The organism is uncultured Eudoraea sp., from assembly GCF_947490415.1.
Classification (GTDB): domain Bacteria; phylum Bacteroidota; class Bacteroidia; order Flavobacteriales; family Flavobacteriaceae; genus Eudoraea.
The window spans coordinates 419,234-439,242 of record NZ_CANLGX010000002.1 but is presented as its reverse complement, the minus strand read 5'-3'; the positions used below and the strand labels follow the sequence as shown (position 1 = coordinate 439,242).

The 20,009-nt window shown below is 36.4% G+C and carries 15 protein-coding genes; 14 read left to right on the top strand and 1 reads right to left on the bottom strand.

The features are described from left to right. The first annotated feature begins 16 nt into the window (after positions 1-16). The 8 genes from Q0874_RS06890 to Q0874_RS06855 all read left to right on the top strand — a co-directional run bounded on the left by Q0874_RS06890 (position 17) and on the right by Q0874_RS06855 (position 8,911). A complete protein-coding gene (locus Q0874_RS06890) occupies positions 17-814 on the top strand; it encodes a glycosyltransferase family 2 protein (protein ID WP_299161065.1) in 798 nt (265 codons plus the stop codon). A 312-nt stretch (positions 815-1,126) separates the two neighbouring features. Further along, the gene (locus tag Q0874_RS06885) at positions 1,127-2,986 is read left to right on the top strand and encodes a glycosyltransferase family 9 protein (RefSeq protein ID WP_299161062.1); all 1,860 of its coding nucleotides are present in this window, start codon (positions 1,127-1,129) and stop codon (positions 2,984-2,986) included. Next, complete coding sequence (locus Q0874_RS06880) at positions 2,973-3,914, top strand: glycosyltransferase family 2 protein (RefSeq protein ID WP_299161060.1); 942 nt, start codon at positions 2,973-2,975, stop codon at positions 3,912-3,914. Before Q0874_RS06885 ends, Q0874_RS06880 begins: the two co-directional genes overlap by 14 nt. 50 nt (positions 3,915-3,964) lie before the next feature. After that, positions 3,965-4,528: an L-threonylcarbamoyladenylate synthase gene (locus Q0874_RS06875; protein ID WP_299161058.1), complete on the top strand. Its 564-nt coding sequence runs from the start codon at positions 3,965-3,967 to the stop codon at positions 4,526-4,528. A 76-nt stretch (positions 4,529-4,604) separates the two neighbouring features. Further along, on the top strand, positions 4,605-6,029 hold the full coding sequence (locus Q0874_RS06870) for an HD domain-containing protein (protein WP_299161056.1): 1,425 nt from the start codon (positions 4,605-4,607) through the stop codon (positions 6,027-6,029). A gap of 156 nt (positions 6,030-6,185) precedes the next feature. Further along, the gene (locus Q0874_RS06865; RefSeq protein ID WP_299161054.1) at positions 6,186-7,220 is read left to right on the top strand and encodes a heme A synthase; all 1,035 of its coding nucleotides are present in this window, start codon (positions 6,186-6,188) and stop codon (positions 7,218-7,220) included. Positions 7,221-7,248: 28 nt separating this feature from the next. Next, on the top strand, positions 7,249-7,743 hold the full coding sequence (locus Q0874_RS06860) for a hypothetical protein (RefSeq protein WP_299161052.1): 495 nt from the start codon (positions 7,249-7,251) through the stop codon (positions 7,741-7,743). Positions 7,744-7,852: 109 nt separating this feature from the next. After that, complete coding sequence (locus Q0874_RS06855) at positions 7,853-8,911, top strand: nucleoid-associated protein (protein ID WP_299161049.1); 1,059 nt, start codon at positions 7,853-7,855, stop codon at positions 8,909-8,911. Between the two features lie 3 nt (positions 8,912-8,914). Here the strand turns inward: Q0874_RS06855 and Q0874_RS06850 are convergent, their stop codons facing one another. Further along, the gene (locus Q0874_RS06850) at positions 8,915-10,000 is read right to left on the bottom strand and encodes a hypothetical protein (protein WP_299161046.1); all 1,086 of its coding nucleotides are present in this window, start codon (positions 9,998-10,000) and stop codon (positions 8,915-8,917) included. 88 nt (positions 10,001-10,088) lie between these two features. Here Q0874_RS06850 and Q0874_RS06845 point away from each other — a divergent pair, with 88 nt between their 5' ends. From Q0874_RS06845 to uvrB, 6 genes are all read left to right on the top strand, one after another. Next, positions 10,089-10,991, top strand: coding sequence for an ABC transporter ATP-binding protein (locus tag Q0874_RS06845; protein ID WP_299161044.1), 903 nt, complete (start codon positions 10,089-10,091; stop codon positions 10,989-10,991). A gap of 21 nt (positions 10,992-11,012) precedes the next feature. Further along, positions 11,013-11,846, top strand: coding sequence for an ABC transporter permease subunit (locus Q0874_RS06840; protein ID WP_299161041.1), 834 nt, complete (start codon positions 11,013-11,015; stop codon positions 11,844-11,846). A gap of 26 nt (positions 11,847-11,872) precedes the next feature. Next, on the top strand, positions 11,873-14,572 hold the full coding sequence (locus tag Q0874_RS06835) for a T9SS type B sorting domain-containing protein (RefSeq protein ID WP_299161038.1): 2,700 nt from the start codon (positions 11,873-11,875) through the stop codon (positions 14,570-14,572). 136 nt (positions 14,573-14,708) lie between these two features. Beyond that, on the top strand, positions 14,709-16,376 hold the full coding sequence (locus tag Q0874_RS06830; RefSeq protein ID WP_299161035.1) for a T9SS type B sorting domain-containing protein: 1,668 nt from the start codon (positions 14,709-14,711) through the stop codon (positions 16,374-16,376). A gap of 38 nt (positions 16,377-16,414) precedes the next feature. Continuing rightward, a complete protein-coding gene (locus Q0874_RS06825; RefSeq protein ID WP_299161032.1) occupies positions 16,415-17,875 on the top strand; it encodes a T9SS type B sorting domain-containing protein in 1,461 nt (486 codons plus the stop codon). 58 nt (positions 17,876-17,933) lie between these two features. Further along, positions 17,934-19,922: an excinuclease ABC subunit UvrB gene (uvrB, locus tag Q0874_RS06820; protein ID WP_299161029.1), complete on the top strand. Its 1,989-nt coding sequence runs from the start codon at positions 17,934-17,936 to the stop codon at positions 19,920-19,922. The last annotated feature ends 87 nt before the right edge of the window (positions 19,923-20,009 follow it).

Here is a 20,009-nt window from a genome sequence, read left to right as displayed (position 1 = left end):
ACTTACCATTTATCAAATGAATAGTTCCAGGGAGAAAATATCAGCTTTAATTATTACTTATAATGAAATTGGCTACATAGAAAAGTGCATCCAATCTATAAATTTTGCAGATGAAATAATCGTAGTTGATTCTTTTAGCACAGATGGAACTTATGAATATTTAGCCAATCTTGATAAGGTAAAGGTAATTCAACATCCTTTTGATAACTTTACCTTACAAAAATCATTTGCCTTAAAGCAGGCTTCAAATGATTGGGTTCTTTTTTTAGATGCAGATGAGGTTGTTTCTGAAAATCTGAAATCTGAAATCATAGAGACAATTAGTTCCAATCCGGAACATTCGGCTTATTGGTTTTACCGGAAGTTTATGTTCCAGAATAAATCCTTACTATTTAGCGGATGGCAAACAGATAAGAACTATCGGCTGTTTAGAAAAAGTAGAGCTAAATTTTCCGAAGAAAAATTGGTACATGAAACCTTGATAGTTAATGGGTCTTCAGGAATCTTAAATGAAAAACTAGTTCATTATTGCTACAAAAATTTCAATGAGTATAAGGAGAAAATGATAAGTTATGGTCGATTAAAGGCTAAAGAATCATTTTTTAAAGAGAATAAATTCAATTACGTTTCCCTGGTCGTCAAGCCAGCTTGGAAATTTTTACATCGTTATTTCCTTCGATTAGGTATACTTGATGGCCAAAAAGGAATTATTATCTGTTATCTTGATGCACTTGGAGTTCTAGAGCGTTATCGGGAATTAAAGAGATTGGAAAACAGGAATGACCTGGCCTATTATTTGGTTATGCCAGAATAACTCTGGATAATCTGATTTATTCATACTTCATTACTTAGTACCGGAAAAGGTTAATTCTGAACCAGGCAAACAGCTTTGTTTTTTTTTGCCAATTTCAGGTGTTATGCTCACTTATTTTATCCCAAATACACATTAAAACTCCTTTACATTTATAATATCATATTTGCATTTTAATTACTCTGCAAATATGCATGATTCATTGAATTTAATGGACCTGTTAAGCTTGTTAATCCTGTATTAATTTGATAAGCATATTGCATATGCTATGCAAAAAACTACATTTGTAATAATTGTGAAAATAAATACTTTTAAATGAGTTCGGTAAGTGTAGTAGTTAGTACTTGCAACCAACCTGAAATGTTGGAAAAGGTTCTATGGGGATTCAATTGCCAAACTTACATGGATTTCGAATTGATCATTGCCGAGGATGGGTCGGGTTCCCAAACTAAAGAATTGATCAATAAAATAAAGACCCGGGTATCCTTTCCCATAAGTCATATTTGGGAAGAGAATGATGGCTTTCAGAAAAGTAAAATATTAACCAGGGCCATTTTATCATCCAATACGGATTACATAATTATAACAGAAGGCGACTGTATTCCCAGAGAGGATTTTGTACAGGTTCACTATTTAAATAAGGAACCTGCAACATTTATTTCAGGAGTTTCTTATTTGTTGCCTTTCAATATTTCAAGGGCATTATCGCTAAAGGACATTGAAGAGCAAAATTGCTTCAAAATCAAATGGCTTGAAGAGAAAGGAATAAAAAAATCATTTAAAAATGCAAGGACTGCTTCAAGAGGATTTGTTTCAAAAGTCCGCAATACTTTAAGACCCACAAAATACAGTTGGAACAGGTACAATTCTTCGGGATGGAAAAAAGATATTCTTAAAGTTATTGGTTTTGATACAGGTATGCCATATGAAGGTGAGGAAAGGGAATTTAGAGAACGTTTACATAATTATGGGATTAAGTTTAAGCAACTTCGATATAGCGCCGTCTGTGTACATTTAGATCGTAAAAGCGTTTCCAAGTCGCCTGTTGTTTTTAATAAGAATGAGGTCAAAAAGAAATTTCTTGTTATCCAACAAAAAATGATTGGGGATGTATTAGCAAGTACGATTATATGCCGTACTTTAAAACATTTGTACCCTGAATGTACCATCCATTATGTCGCAAATGAAAATACCTTAGCAGTATTGAATAATAATCCACATATTGATCATATCATCGTTTTTAAACAAGAATATAGCGAAAATAAAAAGGCCCTTTATTCATTTTTAAAATCGATTCGAACGCAATCTTACGACGTAGTCATAGATGCTTATGGGAAATTGGAAAGTAACCTGATTTCTATTTTTGCCCGATCACAACGCAAAATTGCTCACCACAGGTGGTACACTTCCTGGATATATACTGATACCGTAATAGAAAGCCAAATAGCGGATAACAAGAATTCACTTGCCAATAAAATCAGATTGCAACTACTTAATCCTGTTGCATCTGAATTTGATGATTATTCTATCTCTCCTAAATTATATCTTAGCGAGGAAGAAATTGCTCTGGCCAAACACAAAGTTGGGGAATTAAAAAGCAATTCTGATCAGAAACTGATCATGATAAGTATTTTGGGAAGTAGTGCCTTAAAAACTTACCCCTCTGAATATATGTCCAAGGTTGTTGACATAATTTGTTCAAATACTGATGGCATGATACTTTTTAATTATTTACCAAATCAAAGAGATGAGGCCAGGGCCATATATGACAAGTGTAACGAAGCCTCTAAATCATTGATAAATTTTGACTTTTACGCAAATTCTTTAAGGGAGTTTATTCTGATACTTTCACAGTGTGATGCCCTAATTGGGAATGAAGGAGGGGCAGCTAATATGGCCAAAGCCTTAGGGATACCCACATTTTGTCTATTTAGCCCTTTTATCGTTAAGGAGGCATGGCATGATAGTTCATCTGCATCGAATACTGGCATCCATTTAAATGACTATCACCCGGAATTATTTGTAAATATGAACAAAAAGAAAATTAAAAAAGAAATACAATCCCTTTACGATTATTTTAAACCCATTCTTTTTGAAGAACAATTACTTCTTTTTCTAAATAAGTATTGCAATAATAGAGCAATCATAGATAATTCTTTGAATGAAAGATATTAGATTGGATTTAGCCATAATCATAATAAATTATAATTCTGCCAAGTACACCAAGCAGTGTATTCAAAGTGTTTTGGACAATACGACAAGTACAATTTCCTACGAAATTATTATTGTAGACAATGCCTCCAACAGTAAAGATTATGAAGCTTTGAAAAACCATATTTCCGGGCTAAAAAAAACCAATATAAGTCTTTACAGAAGCAGGATAAATACTGGTTTTGGTGGTGGTAATATGTATGGGATTCAGTTTGCCAATGCAAACTATTACCTGTTCTTAAACAACGACACTTTACTTATAAAAGATCCAATAAAAATATGCTTTGATTTTATGGAAAAAACGGAGGATGCAGCAGTATGCGGGCCTCAAATTTTTAATGAACACCAAAAAAAAGAGGTAAGTTTTGATCATTTCACTTCTATTGGAAGGGAAATTTTTGGTAAAAAAATGCTTGAAATTGTTTATCCAAGAACGAAGCCTAATAGGCGAAAGGAGTATACAATGCCATTAACAGTTGATTATGTAAATGGTAGCTTTATGTTCTTTAGGGCTAAGGATTTTGATTCCGTGGGGGGATTTGATACAACAATTTTCTTGTACTTTGAGGAGAGTGATATCTGCTATAGGCTAAAAAAGAAAAACAGAAAAACATATTTTATTCCCACTGCATCTTATCTTCATTATCAAGGAATAAGTGTACAAAAGACCACATGGAATATTCGAACAAAAATTGAGCTTAAAACGTCCATGTTTTATGTTATTAGAAAGAATTACGGGTATTTGCATTATCAAATTCTAAGAATATTTTTTATTTTGCGTTATGGTCTGGTTTCTATTATAAAACCAAAATATTTTAAATTATTCTATGGTATATTAATTGGACTTCCCATTGGAAAATCGTTAAAACAAGAACAGCCTATTTTGCCATAGGTTAGACCTGAACTAAGTCGTAATACAACCTTATCTTATTTTAAACAATAATGGTCAAAGAAGAAATAGCGGCAGCAATAGAAATTTTAAAAAAGGGAGGAATTATACTTTATCCGACCGATACGGTATGGGGTATTGGCTGTGATGCAACAAATAAGAGTGCAGTAGATAAGATATACCAACTCAAAAGAAGGTCCGATAAAAAGACAATGATTTGTCTGGTATCTAATCAGTTAATGCTGGAACAATATGTAGAAAAAGTTCCTGAACCGGCTTATGATATCATGGATTTATCTGAAAGACCGGTTACCATTATTTACGACAACCCAAAAGGTGTGGCTCAGAATCTTATTGCCGAAGATAACACACTTGCCATACGGGTAGCATCTGATCAGTTCTGCCAACGGTTAATTCAAAATTTTAAAAAACCCATTGTTTCTACATCTGCAAATATCGGTGGTGAACCTACTCCGGGAAATTTTTCAGAAATAAGTGATTTGATTTTAAAAGGTGTGGACTATGTGGTAAATTTGGAGTCTAAAACAACCAATAGTTTACCTTCTTCCATTATTAAATTGGGTAATGATGGAACTGTGAAAATTATCCGCAAGTAGAACAATAAAAAATTCTAGTTTTATTATTCCGGATTTCTACCCACCCTGGCAACTCAATTCAGAAGTGATCTAAATTATGACGCTGACAAATTATAAAAAAAGCTTACAGGACCCCATTTTCCAAATTATTGCAGCCGCTGCAAAGGAACTTTCGATTAACAGTTATGTTATAGGCGGCTATGTTAGGGATCTTCTATTGGAACGGGGTAAATCTAAAGATATAGATGTTGTTGCCGTTGGTAGTGGAATAAAACTCGCCAAAATAGTAGCTTCAAAACTTGATGGCAAACCCAAAGTTTCAGTCTTCAAAAATTTTGGGACCGCCATGATTAAACATCATAACTGGGAAATAGAATTTGTGGGTGCCAGAACAGAAAGTTATACAAGAGATAGCCGAAAGCCCGTTGTCGAGGATGGAACACTTTTAGATGACCAGAAAAGACGCGACTTTACAATAAATACCATGGCCATATCACTTAATGAATCAGATTTCGGCCAACTACTGGATCCATTTGACGGGGTTAAAGACCTGAAAAATAAACTAATTCGAACCCCATTAGCTCCTTCCATAACCTATTCTGATGATCCGTTGAGAATGATGAGAGCTATTCGTTTTGCTACTCAGCTGCGTTTTAACATCGAATTAAAATCGCTTCAAGCTATTTTAGAAAATAAGGAGCGAATAGAAATAATATCGCAAGAACGAATTGTTGATGAACTAAACAAAATTCTGGCATGTGATCAGCCATCTATAGGTCTAAAACTTTTACATAGCACCGAGTTATTGCCATTTTTACTGCCCGAATTAACTGCTTTGGAAGGTATTGAAGAAATTGAGGGGCAACGCCATAAAGACAATTTTTGGCACACTCTTGAAGTTGTTGATAATATTGCTAAGACAACCGACAATTTATGGTTACGGTGGGCAGCATTATTACACGATATAGGTAAGGCCCCGACCAAAAGGTATGATAATAAGATAGGTTGGACCTTTCACGCACATGAATTTGTGGGTTCTAAAATGGTCTATAAATTATTTAAGAGATTGCATATGCCATTAAACGAAAAAATGAAATTTGTTCAGAAAATGGTACGAATGAGTTCAAGACCTATAATTCTTTCACAGGATAATGTAACGGATGCAGCAGTTAGAAGGTTAGTATTTGATGCGGGGGAGAATGTAGACGATCTTATGACCCTTTGCGAAGCAGATATTACCACAAAAAATCCTAAAAAACAGAATAAGTATAAGAACAATTTTAAAGTTGTAAGACAAAAAATCCTTGAAGTAGAAGAACGTGATCATTTAAGAAACTTTCAACCCCCAATAAGTGGTGAAGAAATTATGAAAACGTTTAATCTCAAACCCTCGAAAGAAATCGGCATCATCAAAGATTCAATTAAAGAGGCAATTCTTGAAGGTGAGATTCTAAATGAATATGAGCCGGCTTACAAATTTATGATCAAAAAGGGCAAAGAATTGGGGCTACATGAAAAGTAACTGGGCAAATTTTTGGGAAAGTTGATGGAAGCGCAGATAAGCACTTTAGTTTTAATCGAATTAGTTTTATTACTGCTCTTTATTATTTCTCATAAAAAGAATTATGCAAGTATTTGAATAAAAGAATAGTAATTTTGATTCGAATTTTAAGCTCCTATGCAAAAGAATTTTAGAAAAATTGCCAAAACTTCATTGGTACTGGTTTATATGGTAATCATAGCAGGAGCTGTCGTTCGTATGACAGGGAGCGGAATGGGTTGTCCGGATTGGCCAAAGTGTTTTGGTTATTATATACCCCCCACAGATATTTCTCAGTTACAATGGCAACCAGAGTTTACTTATAATGACGGACAGGTGATTATTCGGGAAGAGTCCCTATGGGTGGCCAAAGCAGATTTTACAACAGGGAGTAAATACAATAAAGTTAATTGGGAGCCATATCAAAGACATGACTATGCCGTTTTTAATGCCTTTCATACATGGGTCGAATTTATAAACCGTCTTTTTGGAGCACTGGCCGGAATTGCAACACTTTTTTTAGCCCTGGCATCAACTTCTTTTTGGCGAAAGGATAAAAAAGTTACCTTGATTTCCTGGCTTATTGTATTTGGAATGGGCTTTCAGGCATGGTTGGGGGCAACGGTTGTTTATTCCGTCCTTGAACCTGTTAAAATAACAATGCATATGGTTATGGCCCTTGTCATTGTAGCTTTACTGGTCTATCTCATTTATAAAACAGATTCTATTTCCCAAAATAGGAAATATGATAAAAAGGTAGCATTAATCTTATGGGTCGCATTAGGTCTTACCCTAATACAAATTATTTTAGGCACACAAGTAAGACAGTTCATAGACCATCAAATAGATTTATTTGGAGAAAACGCCAAAGATATTTGGCTCGTTAATCCCTCATTACAATTTTACATCCATCGTTCTTTTTCAATTTTGGTAGTATTAATTAATCTCTACCTAGCATATGCTATATCTCAAAAAAGCTTGGGATATTCAAAAATCCAATGGGTTCTAGGTCTTCTACTAATTGAAGTAATTACCGGGATTGTAATGTATTATTTCGATTTCCCGTTTGCAAGTCAACCACTGCATTTGATATTGGCAGCATTTCTATTTGGGATACAATTCTATTTAGTTTTGGAAGCCACTAAAGGAATAATAAGTCAGAAAACTTTGTAACTTTGCCCCTACTCATAAATTAGAGTTAATGATCTATAAAATCAGGATAATCCTGGATACTCAAGAAGACATCTTTAGGGATATTGAAATAGAACACCATGTGACATTGGAGGACTTTCACAATACCATTACTCAGGCCTTTGGTTTTTTAGGTAATGAGATGGCCTCTTTTTACACCTGTGATGAATTGTGGAACCAGGATGAAGAAATTCCTCTTTTTGACACCAGTGAAAATGGTTCCAATGTTCGCTTAATGAATGAGATTTCATTGGAGAATATTCTGACCGAACAAACTCCTAAGCTCATTTATGTATATGATTTTTTAAGTATGTGGACATTCTTTGTTGAATTGGCAGATGTAGTTGAAAAAGAAGATGGAAGGCCATATCCAAATGTCCTATTCAGCTTTGGTGAATTGCCGGAAGCTCCTCCGGAAAAGAAATTTGAATCGGACCCATCCTTTGATTTTGATGAACCTCTGGAAAACTATGATGATATGGATTTTGATGAAAATTGGAATTAAGCTACCTGGACTTTAATCAAAAACAGGCAGATCCTTATATCATCACTACCAAATCCGTACCCCACAAAAAACATTAAACAAACTAAAAGACTAATCCCCGATAAAGACTATGATCAATCTCTATGCTACCCAAATTGAAGGTGTATCAGTGCACCGTATAGGAAATAAAAGTAAAGCAGAACCACTATTTCTCTCTAAAAAACCATTTATGCCGGATGATGAAACTAATGGTTTATTAAAGGAATTCTTCTTAAAACCCTTTCGAGAAAAAGAGGAGAATTATTATCATCTTACCCATGAGATTGATGTTGAATTTAACGAAGTGTACAAGCTTGTTTCTGAAATTTTTGAAAAGCCAGAGCGGTCTCACGAAATATCGCTAAATCTGACCAAACATTTGTATGAGCAATCCAACCACCCACATATTAAAAGTGGAGAGGTTTATATTACTTATCTCACAGATATACTTCTCGACAATGAGAAAACAGATGCGATCGGAATCTTTAAAAGTGAAATAAAACAGGATTTTCTGCAATTCTCGGAAAATGGAACCAATCTGGATTTACTTGTCCAACAAGGAATTAATCTTAATAAACTGGATAAAGGCTGCCTGATATTTAACGTAAATAAGTCCGATGGTTACAAAGTATTGTCTGTTGACAGCAATAGATATGATACTAAATACTGGTTGGAGAGTTTTCTTGGAGTAGATGCCCTGGCAGATGATAATTTTTACACCAAAAACTATTTGAAATTCTGTCAAAATTTTGCTAAAGACGTCGTACTGCCTGCAGAGGACAAAAAACAGGAAGTTATGTTCATGAACAGGGCTGTAAACCATTTTGCAAAAAATGATGCTTTTGAAGAAAATAATTTCCTGAATGAGGTCATGGAGAACCCTGATTTGATCCCTGAATTTAAGCACTATAAAACAGAAAAAGGACCAAAATACAGCATTGAAGATGTTTCCAGTTTTGATATTGCGAATAAAGCTGTGTCCGACACCCGTAAAAAAATAAAAAATATCATTCAGCTCGACACCAATATTCAAATAAAAATGGATTTTATAAATCCTGAATCAGCAGAAAAATTTGTGGAAAAGGGTTGGGATGAGGAAAAGCAAATGTATTACTACCTGTTATATTTTAATAAAGAACAAAAATCATAATGCTTATTGAATTTTGATTTTCTTCTCAATAATTTGCTTCATACTCACGTCCTCGTAATTGCGCTTTACAAAATCAAGGGCCAGGTCCAATAATTGTCCCATGGTTTTGCACTTCTTAAAGTTAACATCTAATGTAAGTTCATAAATCTGCTTGCTTAACGCTTCAATATTTTCTGGTAGCGATATATTATCAGCTTTACAAATATTTACTAATCTGTTAATTCGATCTCCGGAACTGATAATTCTTTTGGCGACAATGGAGCGCTCTTCAATCTTATATTGATCAACAGAATCACGTTGTAATTTGTTCTGAACCATTTGAACCATTATGTAGTTCTCTTTAAAAAACTGGGGTCGGTAAACTTTGAGTTTACCCTCAAAACTCTGCTGATCAAAATCAATAGCCCTTATTTTATATACCACATGATCAAAATCGTGCATGGGTACAATTACATAATTATAAGATCTCATATCCCCCAAAAGCCTGATCATACATCGTTCATTAAATTTCACAAACTCCTTTGCAAGCTGAGCTTTTTCAGATTCTGAACAATTAGGTAACATATTTTTAATAAATACATCCCCGGGAATTCCGGCAATATGCTCCTCTATCAGGGTATCCTCATGTACCAGAAAATTTATGTGATAAGGGGATAACAGATGCTCTAATTCCAAGCCGTAAATACGGGATGCATCCGTTTTTTTTACGTAGAAATACAAAAAGTTATCGTTAAGAATATTCCTGACCTTGATACGAAAGGGTTTGGAATTACCAAAAGTGCAATAATCAACAGCATCAATATTCAAATATTGAAATATCCTATCACTGCCATCAGAATGTAAAATAGAGTATACCTGTTTCAGGCTTTGATCAATCTCAAGTCTTTCAGAATCCGAATAATAAGCTCTAACCCATAAAGTATCATTACCATCATCATCATACACCACAACTGAACCAGCGAAACGCAATAAGTCCTCATAAAAAATTGGTAAATCAATTTTTCGGTTATACTGGTCCAAATAAGCATCCAACTTAGGGCTTACTGGATAAGCAGGTTTTTTCTTCGACATTAATCGCTCTCCTGACATAAGTAAAATTATTTTTTAATTGCTTCTGTAACAAAATAACGATTTCTTCGTCAAGTATACTAGACACCACCTAAAAACTCCTTTTAATTTGGAAACAATTCTAACGGTTAACAATCTTACAAAGAAATTCGGATACCTTACGGCTGTTCAGGATCTGTCTTTTTCTATTGAAAAAGGCAACGTTTATGGTATTCTGGGACCCAATGGAAGTGGAAAATCAACCACCCTTGGAATTGTTTTGAATGTGGTCAATAGTACAAACGGAAGTTTTTCCTGGTTTGATGGAAATACTTCAACCCATGAAGCCTTAAAAAAGGTGGGAGCAATAATAGAGCGGCCCAACTTCTACCCTTATATGACCGCAATTCAAAATTTAAAATTGGTCTGTAAAATTAAAGAAGTCCCCGAAGAGAAAATAAAAGACAAATTGCAACTCGTCGGATTATGGGAAAGGAAAGACAGTAAGTTCAGGACATATTCCCTCGGGATGAAACAACGTCTTGCAATTGCTTCTGCTTTGTTAAATGATCCGGAAATTCTCATTTTAGATGAACCAACCAATGGTTTGGATCCTCAGGGCATTCATCAAATTCGGGAAATCATAAAAAAAATTGCTTCACAAGGCACGACTATTCTTTTAGCATCGCATTTATTAGACGAGGTTGAAAAAGTATGCAGTCATGTAGTCATTCTCAGAAAGGGTAAAAAACTTTATTCTGGTAGTGTGGACGGTATGTTAGCGAGTTTTGGATTCTTTGAATTAAAATCAGATAATAACGAATTATTGATAAATTTTCTGAAGGAGCATCCAAATTTTGGCGAAATCAAAACAGAGAACGGACTTACTACCGCCTTTCTAAAAAAGGAGATGAATGCCCGTGAATTAAATTATATGCTGTTTAAAGAAGGTATTGTCCTCTCACATTTGGTCAAAAGAAGAGAAAGCCTGGAAGAACAATTCCTGACACTTACAGAAAATTCACAAATATAAAATCTCCAAAACTAAATACTAATGAAAAGGTTATTGCAGATAGAATTTATAAAGCTTTGGAATAATAAGGCAAGTAGAGCACTTATCTTATCCTATTTTGTGCTTCTTACTTCCATTGCGCTTGTTGCAGCCATAAAGTTTGATATTGGACCGGTGAAATTTCATTTAGCAGAACAGGGAATATTTAATTTCCCTTATATCTGGCATTTCAACACATTTATTACTGCTTTTTTTAAACTTTTCTTGGCCATAGTCATAGTTTCTATGATGGCGAATGAATACAGCAACAAAACAATAAAACAGAACCTGATTGATGGACTTTCCAAAAAGGAATTCATTCTTTCAAAATTCCTTACGGTCATTTCATTTGCATTAATTTCGACAGTATTTGTATTTGTGGTGTCAATGATACTTGGGCTTATCTATTCAGATTATAATGAAATTTCCATTATTTTTTCAGATATGGAATTCCTCTTGGCATTTTTTATAAAACTCGTTGGATTCTTTTCATTTTGCCTGTTTCTTGGAATTCTTGTTAAGCGCTCCGCATTTGCATTAGGTTTTCTAATTTTATGGCAGGTTTTAGAAGGATTTGTACGGGGTATGATCCGATGGAAATTATTTGATGGTGAAACTACTGATGCTATCATGGGCTTTTTTCCATTAAACTCCATGTTTAATCTGATTAAAGAGCCTTTTTCAAGATTGAGCGCAGTACAAACAGTAGCAGATCAAATTGGTGAGGAACTTGCACTGGACTACCATGTTCAACTCTATGAAATACTTATTGTCATTGGTTGGACTGCCATTTTTGTCTATTTATCGTATGCATTACTAAAAAAGAGGGATTTATAGTATCTTGTGGTGTTTGGAAGAACACTATGAAAAAGATTGGGACATTATTGCTCTTTCTGATTCTTTGCCCCGTTTTTGTCTCTGGCCAGGGCGAAGCGTCTAATTGGTATTTTGGGAATGAAGCCGGGTTAAGGTTTAATAATGACGGCAGTGTCACCGCACTTAAAAATGGTAAACTAAATACCTTTGAAGGTTGTGCAGCCATTTCTGATACTTTCGGTAATCTACTTTTCTATACGGATGGGATTACCGTTTACGACCGCACGGATGAAATAATGGAAAATGGCGAAGGCCTGCTCGGGGACCCTACCAGCACCCAATCCGCACTTATCGTTCCTAAACCTGAGGACCCAAATCAATTCTACATATTTACTGTAGACACATCAATAGCGGAAATTGATCCCGATTTTGGATTTAATTATACCGTAGTTGATATTTCTCTGAACAACGGCAGTGGATCCGTAATTCAGAAAAATGTTAAATTACTCAAAGACAGTTCAGAAAAAATAACAGCCGTACTAAAGGATTGCTCAGATAATTCAGTATGGGTACTAACACTTGGCTCGACCAGAGGAGGTTCAGGCACATTAAACACCTATTACTCCTACGAAATAAATGCTGCAGGTGTGCTGAATGACCCCGTCAAAACAGCATTTGATAATTTAGCCATTACTGATCCAAGAGGTTATTTAAAATTTTCTTCAGACGGCACGAAAATAGCAAGTGCAAATGTTAGAGATGGGCTTTATCTATATAATTTTGATGCATCAACTGGAATACTCACCAATCAACAACAAATAACCATATCTGAACAAAACCAATTTCCCTATGGGGTGGAGTTTTCCCCAGAAGGAGATTATCTTTATGTGCATACTTCAAATGATAATCTTCAAGACTCAGGGCATAAATCCAACTTACTGCAATTTGACTTGAATGCCCCTGATATTGCTGCTTCGGAGGTAATACTAGATTCAAGGGCAATCTTTCGCGGGGCGTTGCAATTAGCAAATAATGGAAAAATATACCGAACGATAGCAAAGAGCTATAATCAGGGTACGCCATATTTAGGTGTAATCAATAATCCGGATGAAAAGGGAGCAGCTGCCAATTATGAACATAATGCTGTTTTTTTGGAAAGGAATGCTACCCAGGGGTTACCCCCTTTTATTCAGTCGTTTTTTGGTAAAATGCAATTGGTCCTAAACAATGATGGAACCAGAAGCAGTACCCTGTCAAGATGTTCAGGGGAAGCTTTTAGACTGGAAGCCGAAGAAATTCCGGGGGCAACTTATTCCTGGTTTAAAAATGGATTGCCAATTGTTGTCCCAACTGGTTATTATTTGGAAATAATAAATTCAGATAGTGATGATTCCGGGCGTTACAGTGTGGACATTATGCCCTCTAATCCTTCTGAATGTCCTATTCTTGGTGAGGCCCTGGTGAAAATACATACTGTTCCGGACCCCATAATTTCGCGAACCAAGTGTGATCTTGATGTTGCCAATTCAATGGATGGTATAACCACTATTAATTTGGAAAAAATCAATACTGATCCGGATATCCTTTTTTATTTCTATGAAAGTATATCAAACAGAGATAATGACATCAGAATTCCCAATACTACCGGGTACCAAAACACTTCCGCATTTAACCAAATGCTGTATTACAAAGCTGTCAATATTCTGGGATGCACATACTTAGGGGAATTACTGCTTGAAATATCCCCGGTCAGTATTGGGGCAAGTCCATATGGTCCATTTTACAGTTGCGATGAAATTTCGAAAGACGATATTCTATTAAGCAGCTTTGACCTTGAAGCTATTGCCGAAAAATATACAAATGAAGAAATTAGATTTTATGAAACGATTGAGGACGTGGCATTAGAAAAGAACGAAGTAAACAATCTCTACATTTCCGAAACATCGACTATCTACGGTTTACGGGAAAGTTCCGGACAGTGTTTGGGCGTGGATGTTATAGAATTAGTGGTTACTGAATCTCCCAAATTATTCTTAACAGAGAAATATACAATATGTGAGGGCAAGGAGCTTTTTATAAATGGCCCGGAAGGTTTTAGTACTTACCGATGGTCACAGCAAATAAACAACCGGGAAGAACTTATATCCGAAAAGCCGGGGGTTAACATAACAGAAGCTGGGGATTATATTCTTGAAACAACTTTCATTTATGAGATAGGAGGTTCGGAAGTACGCTGTGAAAATAGTACGAAATTCACCGTAATTTCTTCGGGCAAACCCATAATTCAGAATATCAATATTACTGATTTTTCGAATAATAATTCCGTGGAGATTGAGGTGGAAGGAGAAGGTATTTATGAATATTCACTTGACGGAATTACCTATCAAACAGAGAATATTTTTAACAATATTGAGCCGGGTTTTTTAACCCTGACAATAAGGGATACTAATGGTTGTGGAGAAGTGGCAAAAGATATATCTGTTATGGGCTATCCCAAATTTTTCACTCCAAACGGAGATGGAGTAAATGACTACTGGCAAATTACAGGAATAAATGAACAGTTTCAACCTAATGCCTTGATCGCTATTTTTGATCGTTATGGAAAATTTGTTACACAAATCAATCCCGAAGAACAAGGTTGGAACGGCACATCAAGTTCTAACATACTGCCTGCCTCTGATTATTGGTTTAAGCTAAGATTGCAGGATGGCAGAGAAATTAAGGGTCACTTTACCCTAAAAAGGTAAATAGAAAGTAATTAAAAATTGTTGTGAACTTGGATATAGAAAATACAAATTGGGAATAGACAAGAAATATACCGTCTTTTATTTATTACTATGCTGGTCATTTTATTTATCGGCACAGGTATGTAATTCTCCTGTGTTGACATATCCCTTGAACAACGCCACTAATATTCCTGTCAATTCCACCATTACCTGGAATACTGTAGTAGGCGTTCCTGGTTATATTATATCTATAGGAACAACTCCGGGTGGAGTGGATATTGTAAATCGAAGGAATGTTGGAAATACCGATTCTTACACACCACCTTTAGGTTTCCCTGAGAATACTCAGATATATGTGACCATATCACTTTTCTTTTTTGACCCCGCGATTGCCGATGTGGTATGCCCAAGCTCAACTTTTCGGACTGAGAATGTTACTAATCCTCCAGCCTGTACCATAATGTCAAACCCTGTTAATGGAGCTATAAATGTAAATGTTGCCTCAAATATTTCATGGAATTATTCGCCTACAGCAACTAGCTATCGAATCTCTGTGAGTACCGTCTCTGGCACGGGTAATATTGTAAATAATGAGATCGTCGGTAATGTTTTGTCTTATAGTCCAATTCTCGACCTGCCACCAAGTACACTGATATTTGTTCAAATTACCCCTTTTAATGAAAATGGGGATCTTTCACCCTGTCCGGAACAAAGTTTTACTACCGGTGCTGTAGCAAGCCTTCCGGGATGCACATCACTAGTTAACCCTTTGAATGGCGAAATTAATGTACCGCTTACCCCTTTGATAGAATGGACAGCCGTGGCAGGAGCTGCCGGATATAGAGTGACCATAGGAAGTTCCCCTTTTTCAGCGGAAGTACTGGACAATACTGTATTTACATCGAATTCAACCTTTGTGATAGATTTTGCACCAAATCGTACTTTCTTTGTAACCATTATCCCATTTAATGCAGCTGGGGATGCTATTGGTTGCACTCAAGAATCTTTCTCCACGATAATCGGTTGCGGTCCCTATTTTGATTCAGTTACAGGAGAACTTATCACCATAAATCCTGAAATATCTTTTCCCGACACTATTTCCTTTTGTCAGGACGAACTGCCATTTTTAGTATCCTCAACAGATACAGCAGATGGCTTCAGGTGGTTTCAGATAGATCAATTTGGGAATGAAACCCTGATCTCAGATACTTCTGAAGTAGCCCTCATGGAGGCAGGTGAGTACCGTTATGAAGCCTATAATACTGTTTTGCAGGCAAGTGGCACCTTTGAATGTCCCACATCTAAATTTTTTAATGTGGTATCTTCGGAAATAGCAACGATTAATTCTGTAAATATAACCGACCAAGGAGAGGAGATAAGAATTACGATAGATGCAAGTGGTATTGGCGACTACGAATATGCACTAAACGATATAAACGGACCATATCAGGATAGTAATGTTTTTAATACTGTTTCCGTTGGTTCATATACCGTATATGTGAAGGATAAAAACGGTTGCGGAATTGCTCAGGAACGAGTAGAACAGGATTTAACGCTGGAAGGATTTCCTAAATTCTTTACACCCAACGGTGACGGGGTTAATGACTTCTGGCAGTTTATTCCAACGCTTATGACAGGTGAAATAAATATAGACATAATACATATTTTTGATCGGTATGGAAGACTTCTGGCGCAAATAGAACCAAACTCTAACGGCTGGGATGGAAATTTTAATGGCAGACCCTTGCCTTCTAATGATTATTGGTTCCGGGCAATTTCTGACAGCAGCGGTCAAATTCAAGGACATTTTGCATTAAAAAGATAATGGTAATGAAAAATGTTCCGATTGATAGTTTTTATCAAATGAAAAAGTTAGTACTAAGTATATTATTCATAGGTCATGCAGCATTGGCCATGGGACAGGTTTGCCCCAATATAACCAGTCCTTCCAATGGCTCTTTGTCAGTACCCGTAAATACGACTATAACATGGCCTTCTGTCCCGGGCTCAGTAGGATATTTGATATCACTGGGAACCGGCCCTGACTTACCTGAACGCGTGAATATTCTGAATGGTCGTTCAGCTGGCCAGACTAATAGCTATACCCCGGAAGTTGGGCTCCCCGAAAACACTCTAATTTATGTAACTATAAGCATATTTTTCCCTAATCAACAACTTGTAATTTGTGGTAGTGAATCATTTACAACTGAAGAGGTAACCACCCCACCACCCTGTACCTCATTAGAGGAACCTTTAAATAACGAGGGAAATGTATCCGTTAAGACCGAAATCCGATGGGCCTATGCTCCGACTGCAACAGGCTATAGATTATCTATTGGCACTTCGGCCGGAGCTACCGATTTACTGAATAATTTAGATGTGGGGAATGTATTAACCTTTAATCCTTTGGATGATTTTCCACAAGAGAGTACTGTTTTTGTAACCATTACCCCATATAATGAAAATGGGGATGCCGGATCTTGCACAGAAGAAAGTTTTACAACAGGGAATACTGTTGTTGATTGTAATGCCTATTTTGATTCTGTAAGTGGCGAAATTGTCCCAAGAAAACCAGAAACCAATTTTCCAGGTCAGATCGGAATCTGTAAAAATGAAATCCCGACTCTGATTAAAAGCGATGATACCGCGGATGGTTTTAGATGGTTTAAAATCAATGAAGACGGTACTGAGTCTTTACTTTCTTCATCCTCAGAAGTCTCACTTTCTGAGGTAGGGCCTTATCGCTACGAGGCATATAATTTAGTTGTTCAGGGAGGGGAAACATTTGAGTGCAGTACATTTAAGGATTTTAATGTAGTATTATCTGAAATAGCGCAGATTACTTCGGTTAGCACCTCGCAGGAAGTAGATGGAAGACAAATTCAGATTGAAGTCAGCGGACTTGGAGATTATGAGTACGCACTGGACAATATTGAGGGTCCATTTCAGGATAGAGCCATCTTTAACGGGATTACTGAAGGCACCCATACTATTTATGTCAACGATAAGAATGGTTGCGGAATTGCAGAGCGGATCATTGAAAGGGAATTGCGCCCTGATGATTTTCCAAAGTTTTTCACTCCCAACGGGGATGGCATAAACGACTTTTGGCAATATATTGCCCCTCGTGAAAGCAATGAAATTCAGCTTTCCTATATTCAGGTTTTTGATAGGTACGGGATGTTATTAACCCAGATTTTGCCTACTTCAAAGGGATGGGATGGCACATTTAACGGACAGCCACTACCGGCGTCCAGTTATTGGTTTAAGGCAAGGGATAACTTAAATAACGAAATCATGGGATTTTTTGCCTTAAAAAGGTAAAACACAGATAACAAATATTCTTCCAATAATAATATTCACCCTTTTGTAACTTTGTTAAATGAAATTTAAGGTAGTATCGGAATTTGATCCAACAGGAGACCAGCCTGAAGCAATTAAACAGCTGACAGAAGGTATAGAATCTGGTGAACGTTATCAAACATTATTGGGAGTTACCGGATCCGGTAAAACGTTTACTGTGGCCAAGGTAATTGAAGAAGTACAGCGGCCAACACTGGTTTTGGCACATAATAAAACATTAGCAGCCCAACTTTATTCTGAATTCAAACAGTTTTTTCCTGAAAATGCCGTAGAATATTTTGTCTCCTATTATGATTACTATCAACCTGAAGCTTATATTCCTACCTCGGGATTATATATTGAAAAAGATCTTTCGATAAATGAGGACATAGAGAAACTGCGACTAAGTGCTACATCGTCTCTATTATCCGGAAGAAGAGATGTTATTGTAGTGGCTTCAGTTTCCTGTTTATACGGTATCGGGAACCCGGTGGAGTTTCAAAAAAATGTAATCTCAGTGCAGAAAGATCAGGTTATTTCCCGAACGAAATTCCTTCATCAACTTGTACAAAGTCTTTATTCAAGAACGACAGCAGATTTCCGAAATGGGAATTTCAGAGTAAAAGGGGATGTCGTAGATGTATTTCCAAGCTATGCCGATCACGCCTACAGAATCCATTTCTTCGGGGATGAGATAGAAGAAATTGAAGCATTTGATCCTTATAAGAATAAGGCATTGGAGCGCTATGAAAACCTAAACATATATCCTGCAAATATGTTTGTTACCTCTCCAGACATCCTTCAGGGGGCCATACATCAGATACAGGAAGATCTTGTAAATCAGGTAGAATACTTTAGAAGTATTTCTAAACCTCTTGAAGCCAAACGACTGGAAGAGCGGACCAATTTTGATTTGGAAATGATTCGTGAATTAGGTTACTGCTCAGGTATCGAAAATTATTCGAGGTATCTGGATGGTCGTGAACCCGGTACCAGGCCATTCTGTTTGCTGGACTACTTCCCGGATGACTACTTAATGGTTGTTGACGAAAGTCATGTTACTATACCTCAGGTGCATGCAATGTATGGTGGTGACAGGTCTAGAAAAGAAAATCTTGTGGAGTATGGATTTCGCTTACCGGCTGCAATGGACAACCGTCCTTTAAAATTTGAAGAATTTGAAGCCCTTCAGAATCAGGTAATCTATGCTAGTGCTACCCCCGCAGATTACGAATTGCAGAACAGTCAGGGTGTTTTTGTGGAACAAGTAATACGACCTACAGGTCTTTTAGATCCGGAAATAGATATCCGGCCAAGTTTAAATCAAATTGATGATCTGGTAGAGGAAATACAACAACGGGTAGAATTAGACGAACGCACCCTTGTAACCACTCTTACCAAAAGAATGGCGGAGGAGCTCGCTAAATACCTTACAAGGATCAATGTTCGGTGTAGATATATACATAGTGACGTGGACACTTTGGAAAGGGTTGAAATAATGCAGGATTTACGAAAAGGTATATTTGACGTCTTAATTGGAGTTAATTTATTAAGAGAAGGGTTGGACTTGCCAGAGGTATCTCTTGTGGCTATATTGGACGCAGACAAAGAAGGATTTCTGAGAAGTAACCGCTCATTAACTCAAACTGTAGGAAGAGCAGCTCGTCATTTAAACGGTAAAGCAATAATGTACGCCGACAGAATTACAGCAAGCATGCAAAAAACAATTGATGAGACGAATTACCGAAGGGAAAAACAAACAGCGTATAATATTTCAAATAATATTATTCCCAAGGCACTTAACAAAAGTCTGGACAATGCACTAGCCAAAAATTCTGTTTCCACCTACCACTTTATCAAAGAAGAAATTAGAGCTGCCGAACCTGACTTACAATATATTACGAAAGAGCAAAGGGAAAAGCTTATCCGCGACAAGAGAAAAGCAATGGAAAAAGCAGCAAAGGAATTAGATTTTATGCATGCTGCAAAACTCAGAGATGAAATAAAAATGCTGCAGTACCAGAGCTAAAAAAGAGCGCCCTGAATAAACAAGACGCTCTTCCTAACCAACTAAAACAAACCAACCATTATGAATGCTCTTAAAAGGGCACCACAT

Coding starts and splice junctions, on each gene's coding strand:
- Q0874_RS06825 (WP_299161032.1), top strand. CDS start 16,415: ATGAAAAAGTTAGTACTAAGTATATTATTCATAGGTCATGCAGCATTG.
- Q0874_RS06885 (WP_299161062.1), top strand. CDS start 1,127: ATGAGTTCGGTAAGTGTAGTAGTTAGTACTTGCAACCAACCTGAAATG.
- Q0874_RS06860 (WP_299161052.1), top strand. CDS start 7,249: ATGATCTATAAAATCAGGATAATCCTGGATACTCAAGAAGACATCTTT.
- Q0874_RS06890 (WP_299161065.1), top strand. CDS start 17: ATGAATAGTTCCAGGGAGAAAATATCAGCTTTAATTATTACTTATAAT.
- Q0874_RS06880 (WP_299161060.1), top strand. CDS start 2,973: ATGAAAGATATTAGATTGGATTTAGCCATAATCATAATAAATTATAAT.
- Q0874_RS06855 (WP_299161049.1), top strand. CDS start 7,853: ATGATCAATCTCTATGCTACCCAAATTGAAGGTGTATCAGTGCACCGT.
- Q0874_RS06850 (WP_299161046.1), bottom strand. CDS start 10,000: ATGTCAGGAGAGCGATTAATGTCGAAGAAAAAACCTGCTTATCCAGTA.
- Q0874_RS06870 (WP_299161056.1), top strand. CDS start 4,605: ATGACGCTGACAAATTATAAAAAAAGCTTACAGGACCCCATTTTCCAA.
- Q0874_RS06835 (WP_299161038.1), top strand. CDS start 11,873: ATGAAAAAGATTGGGACATTATTGCTCTTTCTGATTCTTTGCCCCGTT.
- Q0874_RS06840 (WP_299161041.1), top strand. CDS start 11,013: ATGAAAAGGTTATTGCAGATAGAATTTATAAAGCTTTGGAATAATAAG.
- Q0874_RS06865 (WP_299161054.1), top strand. CDS start 6,186: ATGCAAAAGAATTTTAGAAAAATTGCCAAAACTTCATTGGTACTGGTT.
- Q0874_RS06875 (WP_299161058.1), top strand. CDS start 3,965: ATGGTCAAAGAAGAAATAGCGGCAGCAATAGAAATTTTAAAAAAGGGA.
- uvrB (WP_299161029.1), top strand. CDS start 17,934: ATGAAATTTAAGGTAGTATCGGAATTTGATCCAACAGGAGACCAGCCT.